Here is a 21,280-nt window from a genome sequence, read left to right as displayed (position 1 = left end):
TATCAATTATTTCATTATCTATTCTTCTCCAAAAATAACTTCGTCCAACAATTGCAGTATGGAATTGCCGTCTGTCTGCGTAATAGTAAAAGGAAAATTCACTTTCACTCCTACGCTTAATGTCTGCCGCATCCCGCTACTACGCACTATCCCGGTCCCCCGGGAATTAGTCTTCTCTACTTCTCCATTCATTCTTCCGGCAATGCCCATCCGGAAATTATACTCCAGGGTGAAAGCAAGACACGAAAGAAAATATATATCGGCCCCTATCACCGGAGAGATAGTGAATAGCGGTTCTTTTACCTGATATCGGCAATCGTAGTCTTTACGAAATTCCTGCCTTGAAGGATCGTAGTAACTGCCACTGGTTATGCCGTATTGTCGACGTGGAGACAGATTCCATGCTGTGGAAAGTCCCCCGTAAGGCTGAATCACAAAACGTTGTGGCAGGAAATAGTATCGCCCTCCCACTTCCAAATTGCTCAGTGAGGCAGAAATACCGGGATTCAGTTTTATCTCTTCACCTGTATAACCGCCCTTCAAAGAGAAACGGGTATAAGGGATATAATACTCCAGCAATAAAGTATGTATATGGCCTGTAGAAACAGCTTTTCCCGAAAGTGTGTTCTTTGTTACTATCGGCCAGTCTCCTCCCCAAGAGCCACTGATTGCCCATCTTCTCTCCTGATCATCCAGATTCTGTGCAAACGCTATACCTACATAAAGCAGGAATATCAATAACCAACCAATTCGTTTGCACCCCATTATCCTACACTACCTTCAAGAGAGATCGTAAGCAACTTCTGAGCTTCTACAGCAAATTCCATCGGAAGTTTATTAAGTACCTCCTTTGCATAGCCGTTTACAATCAGCCCAATGGCATCTTCAGTGGAAATGCCACGCTGATTACAATAGAATATCTGATCTTCACTAATCTTACTGGTAGTTGCTTCATGTTCAACAACTGCTGTTTCGTTATGGATATCCATGTAGGGGAAAGTATGTGCACCACACTTATCACCCAGCAACAATGAATCACACTGGCTATAATTACGGGCATTATCCGCCTTTTCGGCTACACGAACCAGCCCACGGTAAGAGTTCTCACTTTTTCCGGCAGATATACCTTTACTGACAATCGTACTACGGGTATTCTTACCTAAATGAATCATTTTAGTTCCTGTATCTGCCTGTTGGTAATTGTTTGTCACTGCTACCGAATAAAATTCAGCGGTAGAATTATCACCTGAGAGAATGCAAGAAGGGTATTTCCAGGTAATGGCTGATCCCGTCTCAACCTGAGTCCACGAGAGTTTGCTATCTACTCCTTTACAATTACCACGTTTCGTCACAAAATTGTATACTCCACCTTTACCTTCGGCATCACCCGGATACCAATTCTGAACGGTACTGTATTTTACTTCTGCACGATCGTGTACCACAATCTCGACAATAGCGGCATGTAATTGATTCTCGTCCCGCATTGGTGCGGTACAACCTTCCAGATAGGAAACATAGCTATCGTCATCTGCTACGATTAATGTACGTTCGAACTGCCCGGTATTGGCTGCGTTGATACGGAAGTATGTGGAAAGTTCCATCGGACAGCGTACCCCTTTAGGAATATAAACGAAAGAACCGTCTGAAAATACCGCGGAATTTAATGCAGCAAAAAAGTTATCCCGATAACCTACTACAGATCCAAGATACTTCTTCACCAGGTCGGGATGTTCACGCACTGCTTCACTGAACGAACAAAAGATAATACCTTTCTCCATCAGTGTTTCCTTAAAGGTCGTTTTCACAGATACTGAATCCATCACTGCATCCACAGCCATACCGCTCAGTGCCATTTGCTCTTCCAAAGGAATACCCAATTTATTGAATGTCTTTATTAGTTCCGGATCAACTTCATCCATACTCTTCGGACCTTCTTTCTTCTTTGTAGGGTCGGCATAATACGAAATGGCCTGATAGTCAATCTCAGGTATACGCAAGTGTGCCCAGGTAGGCATCTCCAGTGTCAGCCAATGACGATAGGCTTTCAGACGGAATTCCAACAACCAGTCCGGCTCGTTCTTTTTAGACGAGATAAGCCGCACTACGTCTTCATTGAGTCCCTTCTCTATGATATCTGTATGTACCTCCGTAGTGAAGCCATATTTGTACTTCTCCTGCGTGAGTTCTTTTACATATTTATTGGGTTCTTCTTGTTGCATCATTTTTATTTGAGTATATATTGTTGTGTAACCTCTTTTGCTGCGGGAAAGAACATTCCCGCAAACCTTTCCATAGGATAATATAACAAGGATTCCTCCTTCTTTGTTTGACTAATCAACTGGCTATCTGTATCTATGAATTGAATGACACAGACAACCAGACTCACCAGTAAAAGATATTTCAAGGCTCCAAGTCCGGCTCCAAGCAAACGATTCAGCCAGCCAAGCGAAACTGCCTCCATCGCCTTTGTCAACACTGAAGCCACTAACGTAAAGATTAATGGTACAGCTATCCAAATAATGACAAATGCCAATATCTGTGCCACAGTCATGGAATCTGTCACTGTAGGACATAGCTTTACAGCCAGTGAAGTATACAAAGCTTTTGCTGCCAGCAACCCCACAATCAATCCAAGTATGGAGGCAAGCTGCCGGATAAAGCCTTTCATAAATCCGATAATAACACCGGCTCCAAGGGCAATCAGTATGATAATATCTATGGTAGTCATTCTATGTAAAACGAAAACGGAGACACGGAGTTGTAATCACTCTGTGCCTCCGTATATTTTCAGTTTCGTGAGAATTATAAAGTTTGCTTCACTTCTACTTCTTCGTAAGTTTCAATCATATCCCCTACCTTCAAATCGTTGTAGTTGACAAGGCTGATACCACATTCAAAGTTTGTACCTACTTCCTTCACATCATCTTTAAAGCGCTTCAAGGCATTAATAGAACCTGAGAAGATTACGATACCATCACGGATCAGACGAGCCTTATCCGAACGTTTCACCTTGCCTTCTTTCACAACGGCACCGGCCACAGTACCCACCTTAGTAATGTGGAATACCTCACGCACTTCGATAGTAGCAGTCACCACCTCTTTCACTTCCGGAGCAAGCATACCTTCCATAGCAGCCTTCACCTCTTCGATAGCAGCGTAAATTACAGAATACAAACGTATATCTACTCCTTCCTGCTCGGCAAACTTGCGCGCTGAAGCTGACGGACGCACCTGGAATCCAATGATAATAGCATCTGAAGCAGCTGCCAATGTCACATCCGATTCTGAAATCTGACCTACAGCCTTGTGGATCACATTAACCTGAATCTGTTCGGTAGACAACTTGATCAACGAATCACTCAATGCTTCGATAGAGCCGTCCACATCACCTTTCACAATTACGTTCAGTTCCTGGAAGTTACCCAAAGCAATACGACGTCCCACTTCATCGAGAGTCAACAGCTTCTGAGTACGCAATCCCTGTTCACGCTGCAATTGTTCACGCTTATTGGCAATTTCACGGGCCTCTTGATCAGTCTCAATCACATGGAATGTATCACCTGCGGCAGGAGCCCCATTTAAACCGAGAATCAATACCGGTTCCGAAGGTCCAGCTTGTGTTACGCGTTGATTACGTTCATTGAACATCGCCTTTACACGGCCGTAACTTGTTCCGGCAAGCACAATATCACCTACCTTCAGCGTACCATTGGAAACCAATACAGTAGCAACATATCCACGTCCCTTGTCCAGAGTTGATTCAATAATTGAACCCGTAGCATTGCGGTTCGGATTTGCCTTCAAATCAAGCATTTCTGCCTCCAAAAGGACTTTCTCCATCAGTTCGGGTACTCCAAGACCTTTCTTGGCCGAAATATCCTGCGACTGGTATTTACCCCCCCACTCTTCTACGAGATAATTCATCTGAGCCAGTGTCTCTTTAATTTTCTCCGGATTAGCATGGGGTTTATCAATCTTATTAATAGCAAATACTATAGGAACACCCGCAGCCGCAGCATGATTGATAGCTTCCTTAGTTTGAGGCATTACATCATCATCGGCAGCTACGATAATAATCGCGATATCCGTTACCTTCGCACCACGGGCACGCATTGCAGTAAACGCTTCGTGACCCGGAGTATCAAGGAATGTAATCTTACGTCCGTCCTCCAATGTAACGTGATATGCACCGATATGCTGTGTGATACCTCCGGCTTCACCCGCAATTACATTTGCCTTACGGATATAGTCAAGCAATGAAGTTTTACCGTGGTCTACGTGACCCATTACTGTAACAATCGGAGCACGGTGTTCCAGATCTTCCGGAGCATCTTCCTCTTCAACAATGGCCTGAGCTACCTCCGCACTGACATATTCGGTCTTAAATCCGAATTCTTCAGCAACAAGATTGATTGTTTCCGCATCCAGACGCTGGTTGATAGAAACCATCATACCTATACTCATACAAGTTCCGATAACCTGATTAACAGATACATTCATCATACTGGCCAATTCATTGGCAGTCACGAATTCTGTCAATTTCAGTACCTTGCTTTCTGCCATCTCCTGATCTTCCAGTTCCTGCATACGGTTCGATACCAAATCACGTTTCTCCTTGCGATATTTGGCTCCTTTGTTCTTACCTTTACTTGTCAGACGAGCCAAAGTTTCTTTTACCTGCTTTGCTACATCTTCTTCGCTCACTTCCTGCTTCACTACAGGCTTCTTAAAGCGATCTTTATTATTGTTGTTACGGTTTCTGTTTTGTCCGCCGCCACCTTGCTGATTTCCTCCACGGTTATTATTGGTACGCTCACTGTTTGGAGTGGGGTGCGCAAAGTTAGAAGCAACGTTGTTCACATCTACTTTTTCTTTATTGTTGTTGATGCGGTTACGTTTCTTCTTACCGTTGGGATCAAGATTTTCTTTACCGGCTACTTTAGCTTGTTTATTATCTTCTTTACGGATTTCCTTGATGATGGCTTCCTTCATCTGTTTCTTCTGATCCTGACGAAGTTTTTCCTTTTCTTCACGCTCTTTCCGTTTTTCTTCTTTCGATTTTTTCTTCGGACGGGTCGACTGATTCAATGCAGCCAGGTCAATCTGTCCGATAACATTAATCTTAGATACAAACTCAGTCGGACGAATCTTAAATACGCCCTCCTCTTCCTTCTCTACTGGAGTAGCCGGTGCTTCTGCTACCGGTTTCTCTTCTTTCTTCTCTGTTTTTTCTGGAGATACCACGACTTTGGGTTCTTCTTTCTTGACTTCCTCAACCACTTTCTTCTCTGTTTCTGCAGGCTTTTCAACCACCACCGGTTTCGGTTCTTCTTTCACCGGTTTCGATTCCGAAGCAACAGGAGCCATAGCGACTTCTTCTTTTTTCACTTCGTTGACAACAGGCTTAACCTCTTCCGCCACCTTCTTTTCTTCAGTAGCTACTACAGGTTGTGGTTTCGGTTCTTCTTTCACCGGCTCTTTTTCAGTTCTCCGGTTCAGTTTATCTAAATCTATTTTTCCGACAGGTTTAAACTTCGGACGTACATCCTCCGGAATGACCGTCTTAATCACATCATCAGCAACAGTTTTCTCCGGCTCTTTTTTATCATAACCATCGATAGAAACAGATGCCTTGTTGCGATCTTTGTTTTGACGTTCCTGAATGAAACGTTCCGATTCAAGTCTAAGGTTCTTATCTGTGCTGAACTCTTTCACGAGCATTGCATACTGCTCCTCGGTAATTTTCGTATTCGGGTTTGCCTCAACGGTATACCCCTTCTTTTGCAAGAACTCAACTACCGTCGCGATTCCTACATTTAAATCTCTTGTAACTTTGTTTAACCTTATCGTCATACTTTAATTTAAAGAATAATGGAGAAAGAATAATTTGATAATCGTTCAATATGCCAATGTGCCAATTCCTATACGCCCTTTCTGTTTATTGGCATATCGGCACATCATCGCATTGATCTATTATTCATTATCTTCAAACTCCGATTTCAAAATGCGTAATACCTCGTCCACCGTCTCTTCTTCCAGATCCGTTTTTTCAATCAGCATTTCGCGAGGTGCAGTCAATACGGACTTAGCCGTATCAATGCCAATTGCTTTAATAGCATCAATCACCCATCCGTCGATTTCATCTCTGAATTCATCCAGATAAATGTCTTCATCCTGCGCGTTTTCATCCAACTCACGGAACACGTCGATAGTGTACTCAGTCAACATACTGGCCAGTTTGATATTCAAACCGCCTTTACCAATAGCCAACGATACCTCTTCCGGTTTCAGGAATACCTCAGCTTTACGTTCTTCTTCATTCAACCGAATAGAAGAGATTTTGGCCGGGCTTAAAGCACGCTGGATAAACAATGAAATATTTGATGTATAATTAATCACATCAATGTTTTCATTGCGAAGTTCACGTACGATGCCATGAATACGACTTCCCTTTACACCTACACAGGCTCCTACGGGATCAATTCTGTCATCATAAGATTCTACCGCAATCTTAGCACGTTCACCGGGAATACGGGCAATCTTTTTGATGGTAATCAAGCCATCGTTTATTTCAGGTACTTCCATCTCGAACAAGCGCTGCAGGAAAACCGGAGAAGTACGCGAGAGGATAATCTTCGGATTGTTGTTTTTGTTGTCCACGCGTGCCACCACTGCACGGGCAGTTTCTCCTTTACGATAAAAATCGCTTGGTATCTGCTCTGTTTTCGGCAACAATAACTCGTTTCCTTCATCGTCAAGCAGCAACATCTCTTTTTTCCAGATCTGGTATACTTCTGCGTTGATGATAGTACCTACTTTATCAATGTATTTATTATAAATACTGTCCTTTTCAAGCTCAAGAATTTTAGAAGCCAGTGTCTGACGAAGATTCAAAATAGCACGGCGACCGAACTTAGCGAAAATCACTTCATCGGTTACTTCTTCACCCACTTCGTAAGAAGCATCGATTTTTTGTGCTTCAGTCAACGAAATTTGCATATTCGGGTTAGTCAAATCCTCGTCTGCCACTACCTCACGGTTACGCCATATTTCAAAGTCACCCTTATCCGGGTTCACAATTACGTCGTAATTTTCATCAGTGCCAAACATTTTCGCGATCACACTACGGAACGACTCTTCAAGCACGCTTACCATCGTGGTTCTATCGATATTCTTCAGTTCCTTAAATTCCGAAAATGTATCAATCAAGCTGATTGTTTCTTCTTTCTTGGCCATAATTATTTAAAACTAATTAAGTATTTAGTATATTTTATATCATCATAGGTGAAGGTTTCATCCTCTTCTACCAACTGAGGACGTTTGGCTCCTTCGGGTTTTACTTTCTTTTGTACGGTCACAACAAACTTTTCTTCATCGGCATCTTTCAAGACCCCGCTCAGTTTGCGTCCGCCTTTAGTCAGTACTTCCACCTCCAGGCCGATGTGGTTATAGTACTGTTGCAATACTTTAAATGGCTGTCCGATTCCGGCAGAACCTACTTCCAGCTCATAATCTTCCTCTTCACGGTTCAGTTTCGACTCAATGAAGCGACTCAGCTCCACACAGTCTTCAATCCAAACCCCTTCTGCATGGTCAATTTCGACCACAATTTTGTCATCAGGGCTGACGGTCACTTCTACCAGAAAATAGTCTTTTCCCTCCAGCCACTCTTCAACAATCTGACAAACAGTTCTTTTTTCTATCATTGATTAACTATTAAGAACAAAAAAAGGAGCTTAATCGCCCCTCCACCTTTCATCCGTTTCGGGTGCAAAGATATAAATAATCTGTTCGACTACAAAATATTAGAGAAAAAAAAGAAATGATAAGAAAAAAACAGGAACTATCTACATTTCAATCGACCATAGAAAATATAATTGTTATCGTTTTCTTTAATATTCCCAAGCAGTTCGGTCAGCTTTCTTCGATCCGAATCCGAGATAATCTCACCTGAAGACAAACGATCCTCAACCATTTGCTTCAATCGTGCAGGTTCAACATTCCAAACATAATATCCGTCATGAGATGAAAAGAACCAGTCAGCAGGAATGCCACCTAAGAAATCATTGTATATTTCAACAAAAGCGCCTCGTAAAGTATGTTTATCAACCATATAATATTCCGGAGGAGTGGTAGTTGACGAATGTGGACTTAGCCTTACAGGATATGATATTTCTCCCCAGAAGTGATTCGGCAACTCTCCGAAGCTGTGTGGGGTCAACTCATGTCCTCCATAATCAAGCGTAAAACGTGGAACGAGCCTAAACTCGTGGTTATTATAGTGATATAATGAATCGTTACGATATTGCCCTCCAAACCAGAAACCGATATCCATCACCGTCCCATTATTCAGAGATTTGATTTCATTTCCATAATCATTCACGGCCAAATACCCTGCCGAAAGTTCTTTTATAATCTTGCCATCCAAACTTTGCGTCCAAATCATAGGCGAATGCCTATCACCTACAAAGTCACGATTAAAAGAAAGAGCACAAACATGCACTCGTCCTCGTTCCGTTTCTACATGAAATACCCCTTTAGGTGACCAATGCCCCAATCGAATCGGTTGAAGTATATTTCCTTGTAAATCGAATACCAAGATATGGTCGGCCTGCCAACATAACACATAAAGCCGGTTATTTTCCTCATCCATCTGTGCATCGTAAGCTAAGCCATATTCACCCGCACCTTGACCAAAGGAACCGATATCCCTCAAATAGGTCCCGCTTTTAGTAAAAAGTTTGAAAGGGACATGCCCCATTTTATATACTAAAATATACTGTTTGCCAATAATTGTTTTGGAAGGAGATACCAATGCAGCATCCCGATTATCAAGTTTGACCATTTCCAGTTCCTCGACAAAATGACTAAGAGGTACAGTAACCGTATCCTTCAACATAGACAAGTGGCAAACCCAAACGCTATCAGAGCCTGCCATTTCAACCGTAGCCACTTGCTTATGCCCCCAAACATCATTTATCTCCCCGGAAGCTAATGGCGAACAAGCCATTAACTTCCCAAGAAGACAAATAATCAATATCTTGCGGAACAGCTTCATCATTTATTGAAGTTCATAATTTGTAATACAGGGTTACCTTCTTCAGGTATAGAGTCCATTATTGCCCGGAAACGAGGGTCAAACTGCTCTTTTTCAGCTTGCATCGACTCTCCTTTCATAGTAGAAGGCCAATAATAACCAATGCCGATACCTGGAGTATTTGTTGTACGGGTTCTCTGTACATTGCAGACATCTTTTAAAACAGCCCATCCGGTTTCATTTTTCAAAGTATACATTTTCTGCTCCTTCTTATCGAAATAATAATAGTTCATTGGCATATCCGGAGTCAACCATTTCGTACCGAGCGTAGTATACAAAGTATAGTCTTTAGCATCGATCGCCGGATGTAGCTTAACGAACTCTGCATTTTCAAATTTATATTCTGTCACTTCATCAATAACCTGTTTTACTTCATATGTTTCAGCATCAATAAAATACACACCTTTCAATGATAAATCTGAAAATAAAATCCCACCATAAGCAGGCTTCAATGGTTCATAGCCAATACGCCCCTCGCTATCCCACACAAAATTATCTATCGTAATAGGACACACATGCAACTTTTTGCCATCTTTTTTAGAAAGGATGCAAACTGCCTCTCCGTTATTACGCTTTGTAAAAGGACAATATACCAATACAGCCTTATCATTCAAGTTAGCAAACTTCCAAGAGCAACCGGGTGTCGGGAAGCTTCGTTTAAATTTCCCATTCAAATCATAAACTATAAACTTTTTAGCGCGGTCCAACACTATAATTTCTTTGTTAGGACTGTCCACATAGAAAGAGTTCAGAGATGCCCATTCCTGAGGGCCGCCTCCTTTATGACGCATTTGCAATAATGGATTTCCCTGACGGTCAAAAATAAATATAGCCTGCTGCTCTTCATCCTGAATATAAATCCGGTCTTCAGTGACCTGTATACAAGGATTTGTCGGTAACCTACCCAACAATGAATTTTCATTGTCTTTTAATGCCACATAATCACTAACTGCCAGATCGGACAGTTTCAACTCTTTTACCGGATACTCTTTTAATCCATCGTAAACAAAAGGTGTATTTGCCACCTCTATCTGTTTCCCGGAATTAGACGAACATGCTACTAAAACAAGCAGCCCTGCCGACATAATGAAATAGTTCAGTCGATTCAACATATCATGTACATTTTTAAAGTTTTGATATTGCAAAATTAACCATCGGGTACAGGAAAAACAAAAAGGGATATAGACAAAGCACTTCAAAAATGGACATGCTATCATACTACATATCAAGATATTACATAAACCACCTCTTAAAACAGCATGGACAAACAAGTTTCCGAGAACTAAAAGCCACGCAAAAAGTCATCTAAAGAGTCCGAATCCTCTGCTCCAAGCTTCTCTCGCTTGATGCGAAATTTCTTTTTACTAACCGAGGTACGACTAATACAATAAATATCGGAAAGGTCCTTTATACTGACATTGATCTTCACCAGACAACAGAAATAAATATCTTTTAAGGTCAACAAAGGAAAGCGTGCAAGCAACCGTTGTGAAAACCCATCATAAGCATTATCCACCGTCTGACGAATTTCCTCCCACTCTCTTTCCGACAAAGCTATGCGATGTTCACCACTCTCCTGCTCTTCTTCATTGAGGGAGGGTATTTTACGCAAAACATCGACCTTACGGAACAAAGACTCTCGCAAAACCGCCTCTTTTTCTCTCAAAGCACTTAACTCTTCAGTTTGTTTCAGTATTTGGTTCTCTTGCTCCAACTTGGCTTTCTCTTCAAGAAGCAGACGCTCTTTTTCACGCTTTATCTTATTTTGCCGGTAGAAAATAAACAAAGCAATCAGTATAATCAGACAAAGGCTCAAAGTTAACATGGCAATTTCCCGATTCTGTTTGGCAATCTTCAATTGGTTTAACTCGTTTTTCAACCTCTCTTCCTGATATAGAGCTTCACTGTTATCACTCTGCACATGGCCTATCTCCACCCGGAAAAGCGCATCTGCCTTCTGCGTAGAATAGAACACTTGCTTCTCATTTCCTTCCATAAGTTCCAGTTCTGCAAGTTTCCTCCAAGCTTCGATAGCAATATGCGGATGAATGGAATGGGCTGCCATACTAAAATAACGACGGGCAGAATCATATTGATGGGTGGAATAATATACGTCCCCGCGTGCCAATATATAATAAGGACGTCCGTAATGTTCCACTTGGATACGAGCGGAATCCAGCCAAGATAAAGCTCCCTGATAATTATTCTCTGTCAGGCAACTGTCAGCCCGTTTCTGACAATACCACTCCCATTGACGAAGCCTCATAAATGCCGTATCCACCGGTATAGAAAACACTGCTTCTTCCGCTAATGGCACTTTCCCGCAAGAAACTAATGACACAAGCAGAAGAAAACAGTTACTCAGAAGAATCGTCAAACGCCGCATCCGATTCTCCATATTACTTTCGTGCTGCTTTTATCTTCTTCACACGTGCACAAGTACGATGTCCATAAATGATAATCACTACGAAACAGATAAAAGGAAGTATAAAAGACAAGTTTACAGCAGGCATACCCAACAATGTATGTTGGTCAATAATACAAGCCTGTAATGGTGGCAAGATAGAACCTCCCAGAATTGCCATAATCAAACCGGCAGCCCCAAACTTGGCATCATCACCCAAACCACGAAGAGCAATACCATAAATCGTGGGAAACATTAGTGACATACAAGCCGAAACAGCTACTAAACAATACAATCCCCATATGTTTTGCAAAAAAATCACACCTAACGTAAAAGCACCACCCGCAATCGCAAGAATCTTGAGAAGCATCCCCGGATTCAGGTAGCGAAGAATAAATGTACACACGAAACGGCTTATGCAAAAAATAATCATAGCAATTATATTATATTCCTGAGAAAGCACTTCAGCAGCCTTCTCCTCCATTCCCTGCGACATAAACAAGCGTGTTCCATATTGGATAACAAAAGTCCAACACATAATCTGTGCACCCACATAAAAGAATTGCGCTATGACTCCTTCTCTATAATGATGAACTTTAAAAATACGCTTTAGCGTTGGTATAAAATCAATATTATGATTCTTATCACCATTCTTAGGCATTTTAACGGCACGTATCAGAAAAAGCATGGCAAGAATCACTAATCCTATAATCAGGTAAGGGGCAATCAGCACGGACAAATCCGACTCTTTCAATACCTCAAACTCAGACGGAGACAATTGGCTGCGTTCTACCGTATCCATGGGATTCAGACGCGCCTGAATGAAGTTCATGGCTACATACATACCCAATAATGATCCCATTGGATTAAACGACTGCGCCAGATTCAATCGTCGGGTCGCCGTCTCCTCCGTACCCATCGATAATATATAAGGGTTAGCACTTGTTTCCAGAAACGAGAGTCCACACGTCAAAATAAAATAAGCGAGCAGGAAAGGGTAATAATCGCCTGTCATCTTTGCCGGGAAAAATAGCAAGGCACCCAAAGCATATAGCCCCAGTCCCAGCAGGATACCGGCTTTATAAGAGTATTTACGAATAAACATTGCAGCAGGGAAGGCCATCGCAAAGTAGCCTCCGTAAAAAGCGACCTGCACCAATGCCCCGTCGGTGACACTCATACGAAATATTTTCGAGAAGGCCTTTACCATTGGATTGGTAATATCATTAGCGAACCCCCATAAGGCAAAACAAGAAGTCACTAAAATAAATGGCAGGATATAACTAACTCCATCTTTATGAAGAATGGAACGGTTGGTGTTTTTCATGGGTTGTCGGGTTATTCAGGATAATATACCTGAGGTTTTACACTGTTTATGATAATTTCTTTTAGCTCTTCCCAAGTATCTATTTCACCTTGAGCTTTTGCTTGTACTAAGATATTGCCGATAGCAGTCGCTTCCACCGGACCTGCATATACCGGAATGCCTAAAGCATTTGCAGTAAGTTGGTTTAGCAAACGATTCTGGCAGCCTCCTCCAATAATATGGAGTTGTTTAACCGGTACCGGCAGACAGCGATTCATCTGTTCAACTCCTAATTTATAACGGTGTGCCAATGATTCAATGACACAACGAACAAACTCTCCTTGAGAAACCGGCACTCTCAAATGATGCTTATGACAATACTCAGCAATCGACTCTTCCATACAGTCCGGATTGCAAAAAGAGGAATCATCTACATCGATTACCGAACGGATATCTGATAACGTTGCTTCGGCTATCACACGATCATAACTGGTTTCTTCGCCCCGTTCTTTCCACTCAGCCATCAAACGTTGTAAAATCCAAAGCCCGGTTATATTCTGCAAGAAGCGTATCTTGCCTTGTATGCCACCCTCATTCGTGAATCCTCCCAAACGTGCTTCCTCCGTCAAAATCGGTTGGTCAATCTCTGTTCCGAGCAAGGACCAGGTTCCCGAACTAAGATAAGCCCGATCCGGTTCATTGGAAGGAACAGCAAATACAGCACTGGCTGTGTCATGTGAACCGACAGCAACGACATCAATACAGCCTAAACCGGTTTCATCCGCAATTTCTTGTTTCAGTTTACCGCGAATAGTCCCGGGAAGCACAATGTCACCAAAAAGATGTCGGGGTAATCCTAATTCACTAATCAAGTTATCCGACCAGTTGCGCTGACAAGCATCAAGTAACTCAGAAGTAGAAGCAATACAATATTCATTATTCGCTGTTCCTGTAAGGAAATAGCTGAACAAATCAGGCATAAATAATAGTTTATCAGCTACCCGGAGTTGTACATCGTTGTTCTGCTTCATACTATATAGTTGAAACAGAGTATTGATAGGCATCACTTGGATACCTGTTTCTGCATAATGGGCAGCTTGATCAATCTGCTTAAACACCCGCTCAGGCATACCATTAGTACGAGAATCACGGTAACAAACCGGATTCCCCAACAGATTACCATCTTTGTCAATCAGCCCAAAATCGACTCCCCAAGTATCTATAGCGATACTTTTCACCAGATAGCCTTTTCGGGCAGCGACACGAAGTCCGTTTTTCATTTCTTCGAAGAGAGAAAGAAAATCCCAATAGACATGGTTTCCGAGTCTAATTTGCCGATTACCAAAACGATATACCTCTTCCAGTTTTAGCTTACCTTCAGTGAGGGTACCGGCCATAATACGGCCACTACCTCCACCAAAGTCAGCTGCTAAGTAAGTACTCATAAGCTGGTCGTCATTATTTCTATTTTGTTTTCTTTCCTAACACATATATTTCCAGATCATCAATCTCTTCCGGAGTCAGGACCGAATAATCTCCTCCGGATTGAACGATAATCCGGCAAGCCATTTCAAAGAAAGTGGCCCGTTCGTACACCTGATCAAAATCTTTACCACACACCACCTGTCCATGATTGGTCAGCAATACAGAGTTATGCTCTTTCATCGCTTCCACAACAGCTTCAGCCAGTTCAGGCGAACCCGGACGATAGTAAGGAATGATAGGAATCTCTTTACCGACATGGCAAGGTACCTCAGCAGTTACATTGAAATTTGACGGTTTGTTTCTCATACAGGAAACAGCTGTAGCATATTCCGATTGAAAATGCAGAACTACATTTACATCCGGACGTTCACGAAGGATTCCCAAATGAAAAGTACTTTCCATAGAAGGTTTTACTCCATTCTGGGGTATACCCGTAGAAATATTGCAAACAGATACTTTTTCTTTCTGCAGGTTCGGTACCCAAGAACCCGTTCCGGAAACAAGTGCTTCTTCACCGATTCTCCATGAAAGGTTACCGCTGCTGCACAACATTAATTTAGCATCGCCATAGCGATGTGCCTGAGCAAGATACTGCTCGATATGTTCATTAGTTATCATAATGCTTTCTTATATAAATCAAGAATAATTTCTTTTGTTACTTCCCGTGGATTACCCGGCGTACAGACATCAGCAAACGCAGCTGTAGCAAGACGGTCAAGATCCCTTTCCTGAATGCCCAAATCGGACAAGTGTTGTGGAATATTGACCCTCAAAGATAATGCTTTTACAGCATCTACGGCTGCTTTAGCTGCCTCTTCTTTAGCCATACCTGCAGAATACACGTTCATAGCCTTAGCTATCTCTACATATTTGTCAAGAGCAGCCGGAGCATTGAACTCCATAACAATAGGTAATAACAACGCATTGGCTACGCCATGAGGAATATCAAAAATAGCTCCCAACGGATGTGCCATACCATGAACGACTCCTAAACCGACATTCGAAAAAGCCATACCGGCAATATACTGGGCTACTGCCATACCATTACGTGCCTCCGCATTTGACGGTTCTTCAACGGCAGTCACCAGATAACGGTTGATCATTCCAATAGCTTTAATTTCGAACATATCGCTCATCTCCCATGCACCTTTGGTTATCAACCCTTCAATAGCGTGTGTCAGTGCATCAAGTCCCGTAGCTGCAGTCAGGCTTTTAGGAAGTGTATACATCAGCTCGGCATCTACTATCGCTATAGCCGGAATATCATTCGGATCCACACAAACCATCTTTTTTTGGTTCTGTTCGTCTGTAATCACATAGTTGATAGTCACTTCTGCTGCCGTTCCGGCAGTAGTAGGCAATGCAATAATAGGTACGGATTTCTTCTTGGTATCCGCCACGCCTTCCAATGAAACGACATCACTGAATTCCGGATTATTAGTAATAATCCCAATTGCCTTTGCCGTATCCATAGAAGAGCCACCGCCAATCGCCAGGATAAAGTCCGCACCGGATGCCGCAAATGCTTCCACACCGGCTTTTACATTCGATACTGTAGGATTCGGCTTAATTTCACTGAATATCACATAAGGAATCTTAGCAGCATCCAGCACCTTAAGCACTTTGTCCGCCACTCCGAATTTTATCAAATCTTTATCGGTTGCGACAAATGCTTTGTGTAGTCCCAAACGTGAGATTTCCTTAGGGAGCACTTCACGTGCTCCCGGACCGAAGTAAGAAACTTCGTTTAATATAAATCGATTGATCATATTGCGTTCTTCTAAAGGTTACTTATAAATAGGACCATAAGTAGTACAAGCTCTGTAGTCAGCTCCCTCTTTATCCATACCGAAGGCATTCCAGGCCGCCGGACGGAAAATCTGATCATCCTCCACATTGTGCATGCAAACCGGAATACGAAGCATGGAAGCCAGTGTAATCACATCCTGACCAATATGCCCGTAACTGATTGCACCATGGTTAGCTCCCCAGTTATTCATCACGGAGTATACATCTTTAAAGGCAGGTTTATCACATAAACGAGGAACAAACCAAGTAGTAGGCCATGTACGGTCCGTACGTTCATCAAGTAATTTATGAATTTCCGGATCAATCTCTACTGTCCAGCCTTCGGCTATCTGCAGCACTGGTCCAAGACCTTTAATCAGGTTCAGTCGCATCATAGTTACGGGCATACCTCCTTTCGATAGGAAATTAGAAGAGAAACCTCCTCCACGGAAATAATCACGATTGGCCGGGTACCAAGTAGTAGCTTCCAGACATTTCTCAACTTCTCCTTCCGTAACCTCCCAACAAGGTTTCATGGTAGGTTCTCCATTGGCATCCGTTTGCTGCCCTGTTCCGTCAAGAGTAGTTGCTCCCGAATTAATCAAATGAATAATACCATTAGCAGCCATACCTGACAGTTCCTTACCCGTAACACGTTTCACAGCCTCCGGACTCCAATAAGTACGTACATCCGAGAAAATCTGTGCACGATTCGTCAACAGATGACCGAACAGCATAGCTACACCATTACAAGCATCATTCTCAGTGGCCACTACATATGCTTCACGAATACCATTCCAGTCGAATGAAGTATTGAGCAATGCTTCCGAGAAATCACCATTCGGATAGAAATCCGTCCATTGACGCTGTCCTTGGAACCCCGCTGCAATGGCATTGTGTCCTAAAGCCTCTTCCTTAAATCCAAGTTCTTTTAACTTCGGATTACCCTGCATCAAATCGCGCATGATGATAGTCATCTTGACAATGAACTCCCAGTCTTCATCTTTCTGTGCACGTGTCTTTGTTTTTTCAGGCACATTGAAATCATGTCCTTCATTCTTTTTGCAATATTTCTCAGTCCAAGCCATCGCTTTGGCATATTCTTCCTTATCATAAATGCCTTCGGCCATGCGGCGAATTATCTCTGTCAAATCGACCGACTCATTACGCATACCCAAATATTCCTGGAAGAAGTCCGGATTTACAATAGAACCGGCAATACCCATAGAAACACTACCCATAGAAAGGTAAGACTTCCCACGCATCGTAGCTACAGCCTGAGCAGCACGGGCAAAACGCAGAATTTTTTCTGCCACATCCGCAGGAATAGAGTTATCATTCAAGTCTTGTACATCGCGACCGTAAATACCAAATGCAGGCAACCCCTTCTGTGCATGTCCTGCCAGCACAGCAGCCAGATACACCGCTCCCGGGCGCTCCGTCCCATTGAATCCCCAAACAGCTTTCGGATAATATGGATTCATATCCATTGTCTCAGCCCCATAACACCAGCATGAGGTGACAGTAATAGTAGCTCCTACCCCTTCACGTTCAAACTTTTCTGCACAAGCAGCACTTTCGGCAACACGTCCGATAGTTCCATCTGCAATCACACACTCCACAGGAGTTCCATCGCCATTTCTGAGATTAGAAGTAATCAACTCGGCAACAGCTTTTGCCAGATTCATTGTTTTTTCTTCAAGGCTTTCGCGAACACCACCCTGGCGTCCATCGATGGTGGGACGAATCCCGATTTTCGGATACTTTTTCATACTATATTATTAAATTCATTAGACAATTCTTCCATGCTGACCTGTGCTGACACACAATTCTGAAAAACTCTTTTATAAAGAAGCTCTCAGCCTGACTTCCGTAGGCAGGTAATCTTGTATGGCTTTTCCCTGCAGAACAAATTCGGCAGCCTTATCACCCATTTTCTCCCAATCTACACTTAATGCAGTTATTCCCTGATCTATCACTTCATAAGCAGGTGTGTCATTATACCCTATTAAGCCAAAATCAACTCCACATTGTAAACCCTCAATACGACTTTTCTTAATAATACTCACCACGTCTATTTGACGAATCGCTATATATACTTCTCCTTTGCGAACCTGAAGTCCTTCAATATCACTCACTACCTCACAACCAAGATGTTGATCGGCACAGAATTTCTCAAAAAAGTCACGGCTACTCCGGGGATGCATGCTATCATTCACTAACACGAAAACGAGTTTTTGATATTTCTTCAATCGATCTGCCAGTTGAAGTAGCGCATTATAGAATCCTTGGTCAAAGTCCTGACAAACATAAGAGAACTCCTCTTTCTCAAATTTACCGAAATCAAGAAGAAGAAGTTTGGATGGATTTATCTTATAAAGATTAGGAGACAGCTTTTCGTTATCGAAGTTCATCACAATATATTTATTGTATCGTCCCACCGATTCACGGATGATGGTATTGAACAAACGTTCATTGTACTGATGAAACAATAGGTCGACTTTATAACGGATAGACAAACGCTTTACAAAACTATTATAAAGTGCATATTTAAAAGGTGAATATTCATCAAGTAAAAGAAGTACATTTTTCAATCTTCCAACCACATAATACCCTTTCCCGGGAGTAGAATCAATAATTCCTCTCTCTTTTAAATCAAGAAAAGCTTTAAATACAGTATCTCGGGAAACCTCATACGCATGGCTAAGTTGATTGATCGAAGGCAGTGAATCTCCCGATTTATATACTCCCATCGAGATATCAAAGCTAATCTTGTCAGCCAATTGCTTTACTTTGGTCGTTTGTTGTCCAAAAGTTATTTTCATACGTATCAATAAAGGTTTTTAATTATAGATAGCTATGCTGAACTATCACGATGCAAAGAAAGATAATTTATTCTGCTCGAACAATGTAAACTGATATGTTATATAACACAAAAGCATTAGAATTCAGAGATCTCGTTATTTTTTTGTAACTTTTATACTTACACAAAAACAAATGAGATACAAAAAGATTTGCTATCTTTACCCCGAATATTAAAGAATATAGTATTATGGCACATCGTCTTAACACTAACAAGCAATTTATGGTAGGAAACGGCATTTTAGCATTTGCCGTCATATTTGTCGTAGTCATCTTTGTATATATGAGTCTGAGATTGCAACGGGAAAAAGAAGCTGTCCGTCACTTTAGTGAAACGTACTCCATTCAGCTGACAAAAGGCTTCGTGGGTGATTCGATCTCACTGTTTGTCAATGACAGCTTGATCATGAATAAACAGATTAAAGAAGAGCCTACTGCTATCGAAGTCGGACGCTTCGCAGAGCAAAGTGCACTGATGATTGTAAATAATCAGACTGAAACAGTAGCCGCATTTGATCTGAGTGAAAAAGGTGGTACTTACCGTTTTGAAAAGGATATTGACGGTATCAAACAGCTACCACAAAAATAGAAAGACGTTTTTTTCCTGACCGCATAGGGTATAAAAGACTGTAAAGGGAGATATCAAAAGACACTACAGAATTATTCCGATTCGCACAGATGAAAAAGCCCAAAACCGATTATCAATGCCGGCAATCAATCTGTAACAATCAGTGTAATCTTTGGTGGAAAGGATTCTTGCAACATCTGTTTTGTGATTGCAATGTCAAATCTCAGTCTTATATTTTTTCAACTCTTCGCGCAGCTCTAAAGCTTTACCTCCGGTGAAACCATTAAGCAAATCCCAAAAACGATCACCATGATTCATCTCACAAGTATGGCAAAGTTCGTGCAAAAGAACATAATCTATCAAATGCTTTGGCAATAATACAAGAAAATAAGAGAGATTTATCTTTTTGTGAGAAGAGCAGCTTCCCCATCGTCCACGACTTGAATTTATCTGAACACTTTTGTAAGGCAACCCATACCGCTCCGAAAGCATATACAACCGGGGAGGCAAGATAATCTTTGCATTCCGTCGCAAAGCTTCTTCAATTACTTTACGGAGCCAGTCCTGTAAATTAGAATCTGTAAAATCGGCCGTCGGGGGACAAATAATCCGCATTTCTCCCAATTCGGAATGAGCCAAGAATTTCTCCCTCTTACCACTAACCAATGATAACTTGAAGTATTCTGTCTCGATCCGATAGTTCAGGTCAATCAGAGGACGTATCAACTTCTGCCTGGAATCCAACAATCTGGAACGTAATTTCTCTATCGCCTCCTTTACCTCCTTCATCGTAACTCCCGGAGGTATACTAACATAGATCGCATCAGCTTTTGTACGAAAAACGAGTCTCTTGGCACGCACATTATCACGTACGATCAGACGTCCTAACTCCTTATCTTCAATAATCTTATCCAATGTTGTTCTTAATTATAAATACAAATAAACGGATTATTTTGCAGAAAAAAGAAAGATAGATGCAACTTTTCCTACTCAACCTACGTCTAAACTAATAGAAACCTCTAAAAACGAAATAAAATGAAAACAATCTTTAAAATGTTGTCAACATTACTGTTAACAGCAGGGTTATTGAGCAGTTGCGTATATATGGGTGAAGGTATTCAACCCAGTAAGAAACTCATCACGAGAGATTATAAAGTGAAGGAGTTCAACAAAATTGACGCGGGGACCGTAGGTGACATCTATTACACACAATCCGCAGATGGAAAAACAGACGTACAAATCTATGGGCCGGATAACATTGTGGCGTTAATACAGGTAGCTGTAAAAGATAGTACCTTATTGTTAAGCATCGATAAATCGAAAAAGGTACGCAACTTCAAAAAGATGAAGATAACAATTACATCTCCAACTTTAAACAGTATTTCCTTCAAAGGAGTAGGTGATGTACATATTGATAACGGTTTGACTACCGACAACCTCTATGTGGAAAGCAAAGGAGTAGGTGATATAAAAATTAAATCACTAATCTGCAGTAGCTTAAATGTGCAATCAATGGGTGTAGGAAATGTAAAACTTGAAGGAACAGTTCAGGCAGCTACTCTTCACTCTAAAGGGGTAGGCAATATAGAAGCCGGAAACCTGCAGGCCAATATAGTAGAAGCCAGTTCACAGGGTGTAGGAGATATTACCTGCAACGCAGTAGAATCTATCAATGCAGCCGTACGAGGAGTGGGAAGCATTAAGTATAAAGGTAATCCTACCATAAAATCACTCAATAAAAAAGGAGTGGGAACTATTAAGAATATCTGA

18 protein-coding genes are annotated in these 21,280 nt (G+C 41.8%); 2 read left to right on the top strand and 16 right to left on the bottom strand.

What is annotated here, in order from left to right; translation table 11 throughout:
- Window positions 1-18: 18 nt before the first annotated feature.
- The 15 genes from G7Y45_RS04415 to G7Y45_RS04345 form a co-directional block, all read right to left on the bottom strand.
- Complete coding sequence (locus G7Y45_RS04415; protein ID WP_005812177.1) at window positions 19-765, bottom strand: hypothetical protein; 747 nt, start codon at window positions 763-765, stop codon at window positions 19-21.
- Window positions 765-2,219, bottom strand: coding sequence for a Fe-S cluster assembly protein SufB (gene sufB / locus G7Y45_RS04410; protein WP_005779339.1), 1,455 nt, complete (start codon window positions 2,217-2,219; stop codon window positions 765-767). Before sufB ends, G7Y45_RS04415 begins: the two co-directional genes overlap by 1 nt.
- Window positions 2,220-2,224: 5 nt before the next feature.
- On the bottom strand, window positions 2,225-2,728 hold the full coding sequence (locus tag G7Y45_RS04405; protein ID WP_005812179.1) for a CvpA family protein: 504 nt from the start codon (window positions 2,726-2,728) through the stop codon (window positions 2,225-2,227).
- Window positions 2,729-2,802: 74 nt separating this feature from the next.
- Window positions 2,803-5,853 carry a translation initiation factor IF-2 gene (gene infB, locus G7Y45_RS04400; protein ID WP_022012910.1) on the bottom strand — a complete coding sequence of 1,017 codons (3,051 nt, stop codon included), beginning with the start codon at window positions 5,851-5,853 and terminating at the stop codon, window positions 2,803-2,805.
- Window positions 5,854-5,973: 120 nt separating this feature from the next.
- Entirely contained in the window at window positions 5,974-7,236 is a 1,263-nt protein-coding gene (gene nusA / locus G7Y45_RS04395) for a transcription termination factor NusA (protein ID WP_005812181.1), read from the bottom strand.
- A gap of 2 nt (window positions 7,237-7,238) precedes the next feature.
- Window positions 7,239-7,706, bottom strand: coding sequence for a ribosome assembly cofactor RimP (rimP, locus tag G7Y45_RS04390; RefSeq protein ID WP_005779347.1), 468 nt, complete (start codon window positions 7,704-7,706; stop codon window positions 7,239-7,241).
- Between the two features lie 137 nt (window positions 7,707-7,843).
- Window positions 7,844-9,058: a 6-bladed beta-propeller gene (locus G7Y45_RS04385; RefSeq protein WP_165015052.1), complete on the bottom strand. Its 1,215-nt coding sequence runs from the start codon at window positions 9,056-9,058 to the stop codon at window positions 7,844-7,846.
- The gene (locus G7Y45_RS04380) at window positions 9,058-10,209 is read right to left on the bottom strand and encodes a 6-bladed beta-propeller (protein ID WP_165014964.1); all 1,152 of its coding nucleotides are present in this window, start codon (window positions 10,207-10,209) and stop codon (window positions 9,058-9,060) included. The genes G7Y45_RS04385 and G7Y45_RS04380 overlap by 1 nt, the downstream gene beginning before the upstream one ends.
- A 170-nt stretch (window positions 10,210-10,379) precedes the next feature.
- A complete protein-coding gene (locus G7Y45_RS04375; RefSeq protein ID WP_229080799.1) occupies window positions 10,380-11,495 on the bottom strand; it encodes a hypothetical protein in 1,116 nt (371 codons plus the stop codon).
- Between the two features lies 1 nt (window position 11,496).
- Window positions 11,497-12,828, bottom strand: a complete 1,332-nt coding sequence (fucP, locus tag G7Y45_RS04370) for an L-fucose:H+ symporter permease (RefSeq protein WP_005812191.1) — start codon at window positions 12,826-12,828, stop codon at window positions 11,497-11,499.
- 11 nt (window positions 12,829-12,839) lie between these two features.
- Complete coding sequence (locus G7Y45_RS04365; RefSeq protein ID WP_005812193.1) at window positions 12,840-14,252, bottom strand: rhamnulokinase family protein; 1,413 nt, start codon at window positions 14,250-14,252, stop codon at window positions 12,840-12,842.
- Between the two features lie 19 nt (window positions 14,253-14,271).
- Window positions 14,272-14,910 carry a class II aldolase/adducin family protein gene (locus G7Y45_RS04360; protein ID WP_005812195.1) on the bottom strand — a complete coding sequence of 213 codons (639 nt, stop codon included), beginning with the start codon at window positions 14,908-14,910 and terminating at the stop codon, window positions 14,272-14,274.
- Window positions 14,907-16,061: a lactaldehyde reductase gene (fucO, locus tag G7Y45_RS04355; protein WP_005812198.1), complete on the bottom strand. Its 1,155-nt coding sequence runs from the start codon at window positions 16,059-16,061 to the stop codon at window positions 14,907-14,909. The genes G7Y45_RS04360 and fucO overlap by 4 nt, the downstream gene beginning before the upstream one ends.
- Window positions 16,062-16,079: 18 nt before the next feature.
- Window positions 16,080-17,852 carry an L-fucose isomerase gene (gene fucI / locus G7Y45_RS04350; RefSeq protein ID WP_005812202.1) on the bottom strand — a complete coding sequence of 591 codons (1,773 nt, stop codon included), beginning with the start codon at window positions 17,850-17,852 and terminating at the stop codon, window positions 16,080-16,082.
- Window positions 17,853-17,924: 72 nt separating this feature from the next.
- A complete protein-coding gene (locus tag G7Y45_RS04345) occupies window positions 17,925-18,905 on the bottom strand; it encodes a GntR family transcriptional regulator (RefSeq protein WP_005812205.1) in 981 nt (326 codons plus the stop codon).
- 227 nt (window positions 18,906-19,132) lie between these two features.
- Here G7Y45_RS04345 and G7Y45_RS04340 point away from each other — a divergent pair, with 227 nt between their 5' ends.
- On the top strand, window positions 19,133-19,531 hold the full coding sequence (locus G7Y45_RS04340; protein ID WP_005779366.1) for a hypothetical protein: 399 nt from the start codon (window positions 19,133-19,135) through the stop codon (window positions 19,529-19,531).
- Window positions 19,532-19,726: 195 nt separating this feature from the next.
- On the opposite strand, the gene G7Y45_RS04335 is transcribed toward G7Y45_RS04340, so the two are convergent.
- Window positions 19,727-20,425: a SprT family zinc-dependent metalloprotease gene (locus G7Y45_RS04335; protein ID WP_022011219.1), complete on the bottom strand. Its 699-nt coding sequence runs from the start codon at window positions 20,423-20,425 to the stop codon at window positions 19,727-19,729.
- A 120-nt stretch (window positions 20,426-20,545) separates the two neighbouring features.
- On the opposite strand from G7Y45_RS04335, the gene G7Y45_RS04330 reads away from it, so the two are divergent.
- Window positions 20,546-21,280, top strand: a complete 735-nt coding sequence (locus tag G7Y45_RS04330) for a head GIN domain-containing protein (RefSeq protein WP_005812213.1) — start codon at window positions 20,546-20,548, stop codon at window positions 21,278-21,280.

It is taken from the genome of Bacteroides sp. ZJ-18, assembly GCF_011038705.2.
GTDB lineage: Bacteria > Bacteroidota > Bacteroidia > Bacteroidales > Bacteroidaceae > Bacteroides > Bacteroides hominis.
This window is presented reverse-complemented; position numbering and strand designations above follow the sequence as displayed.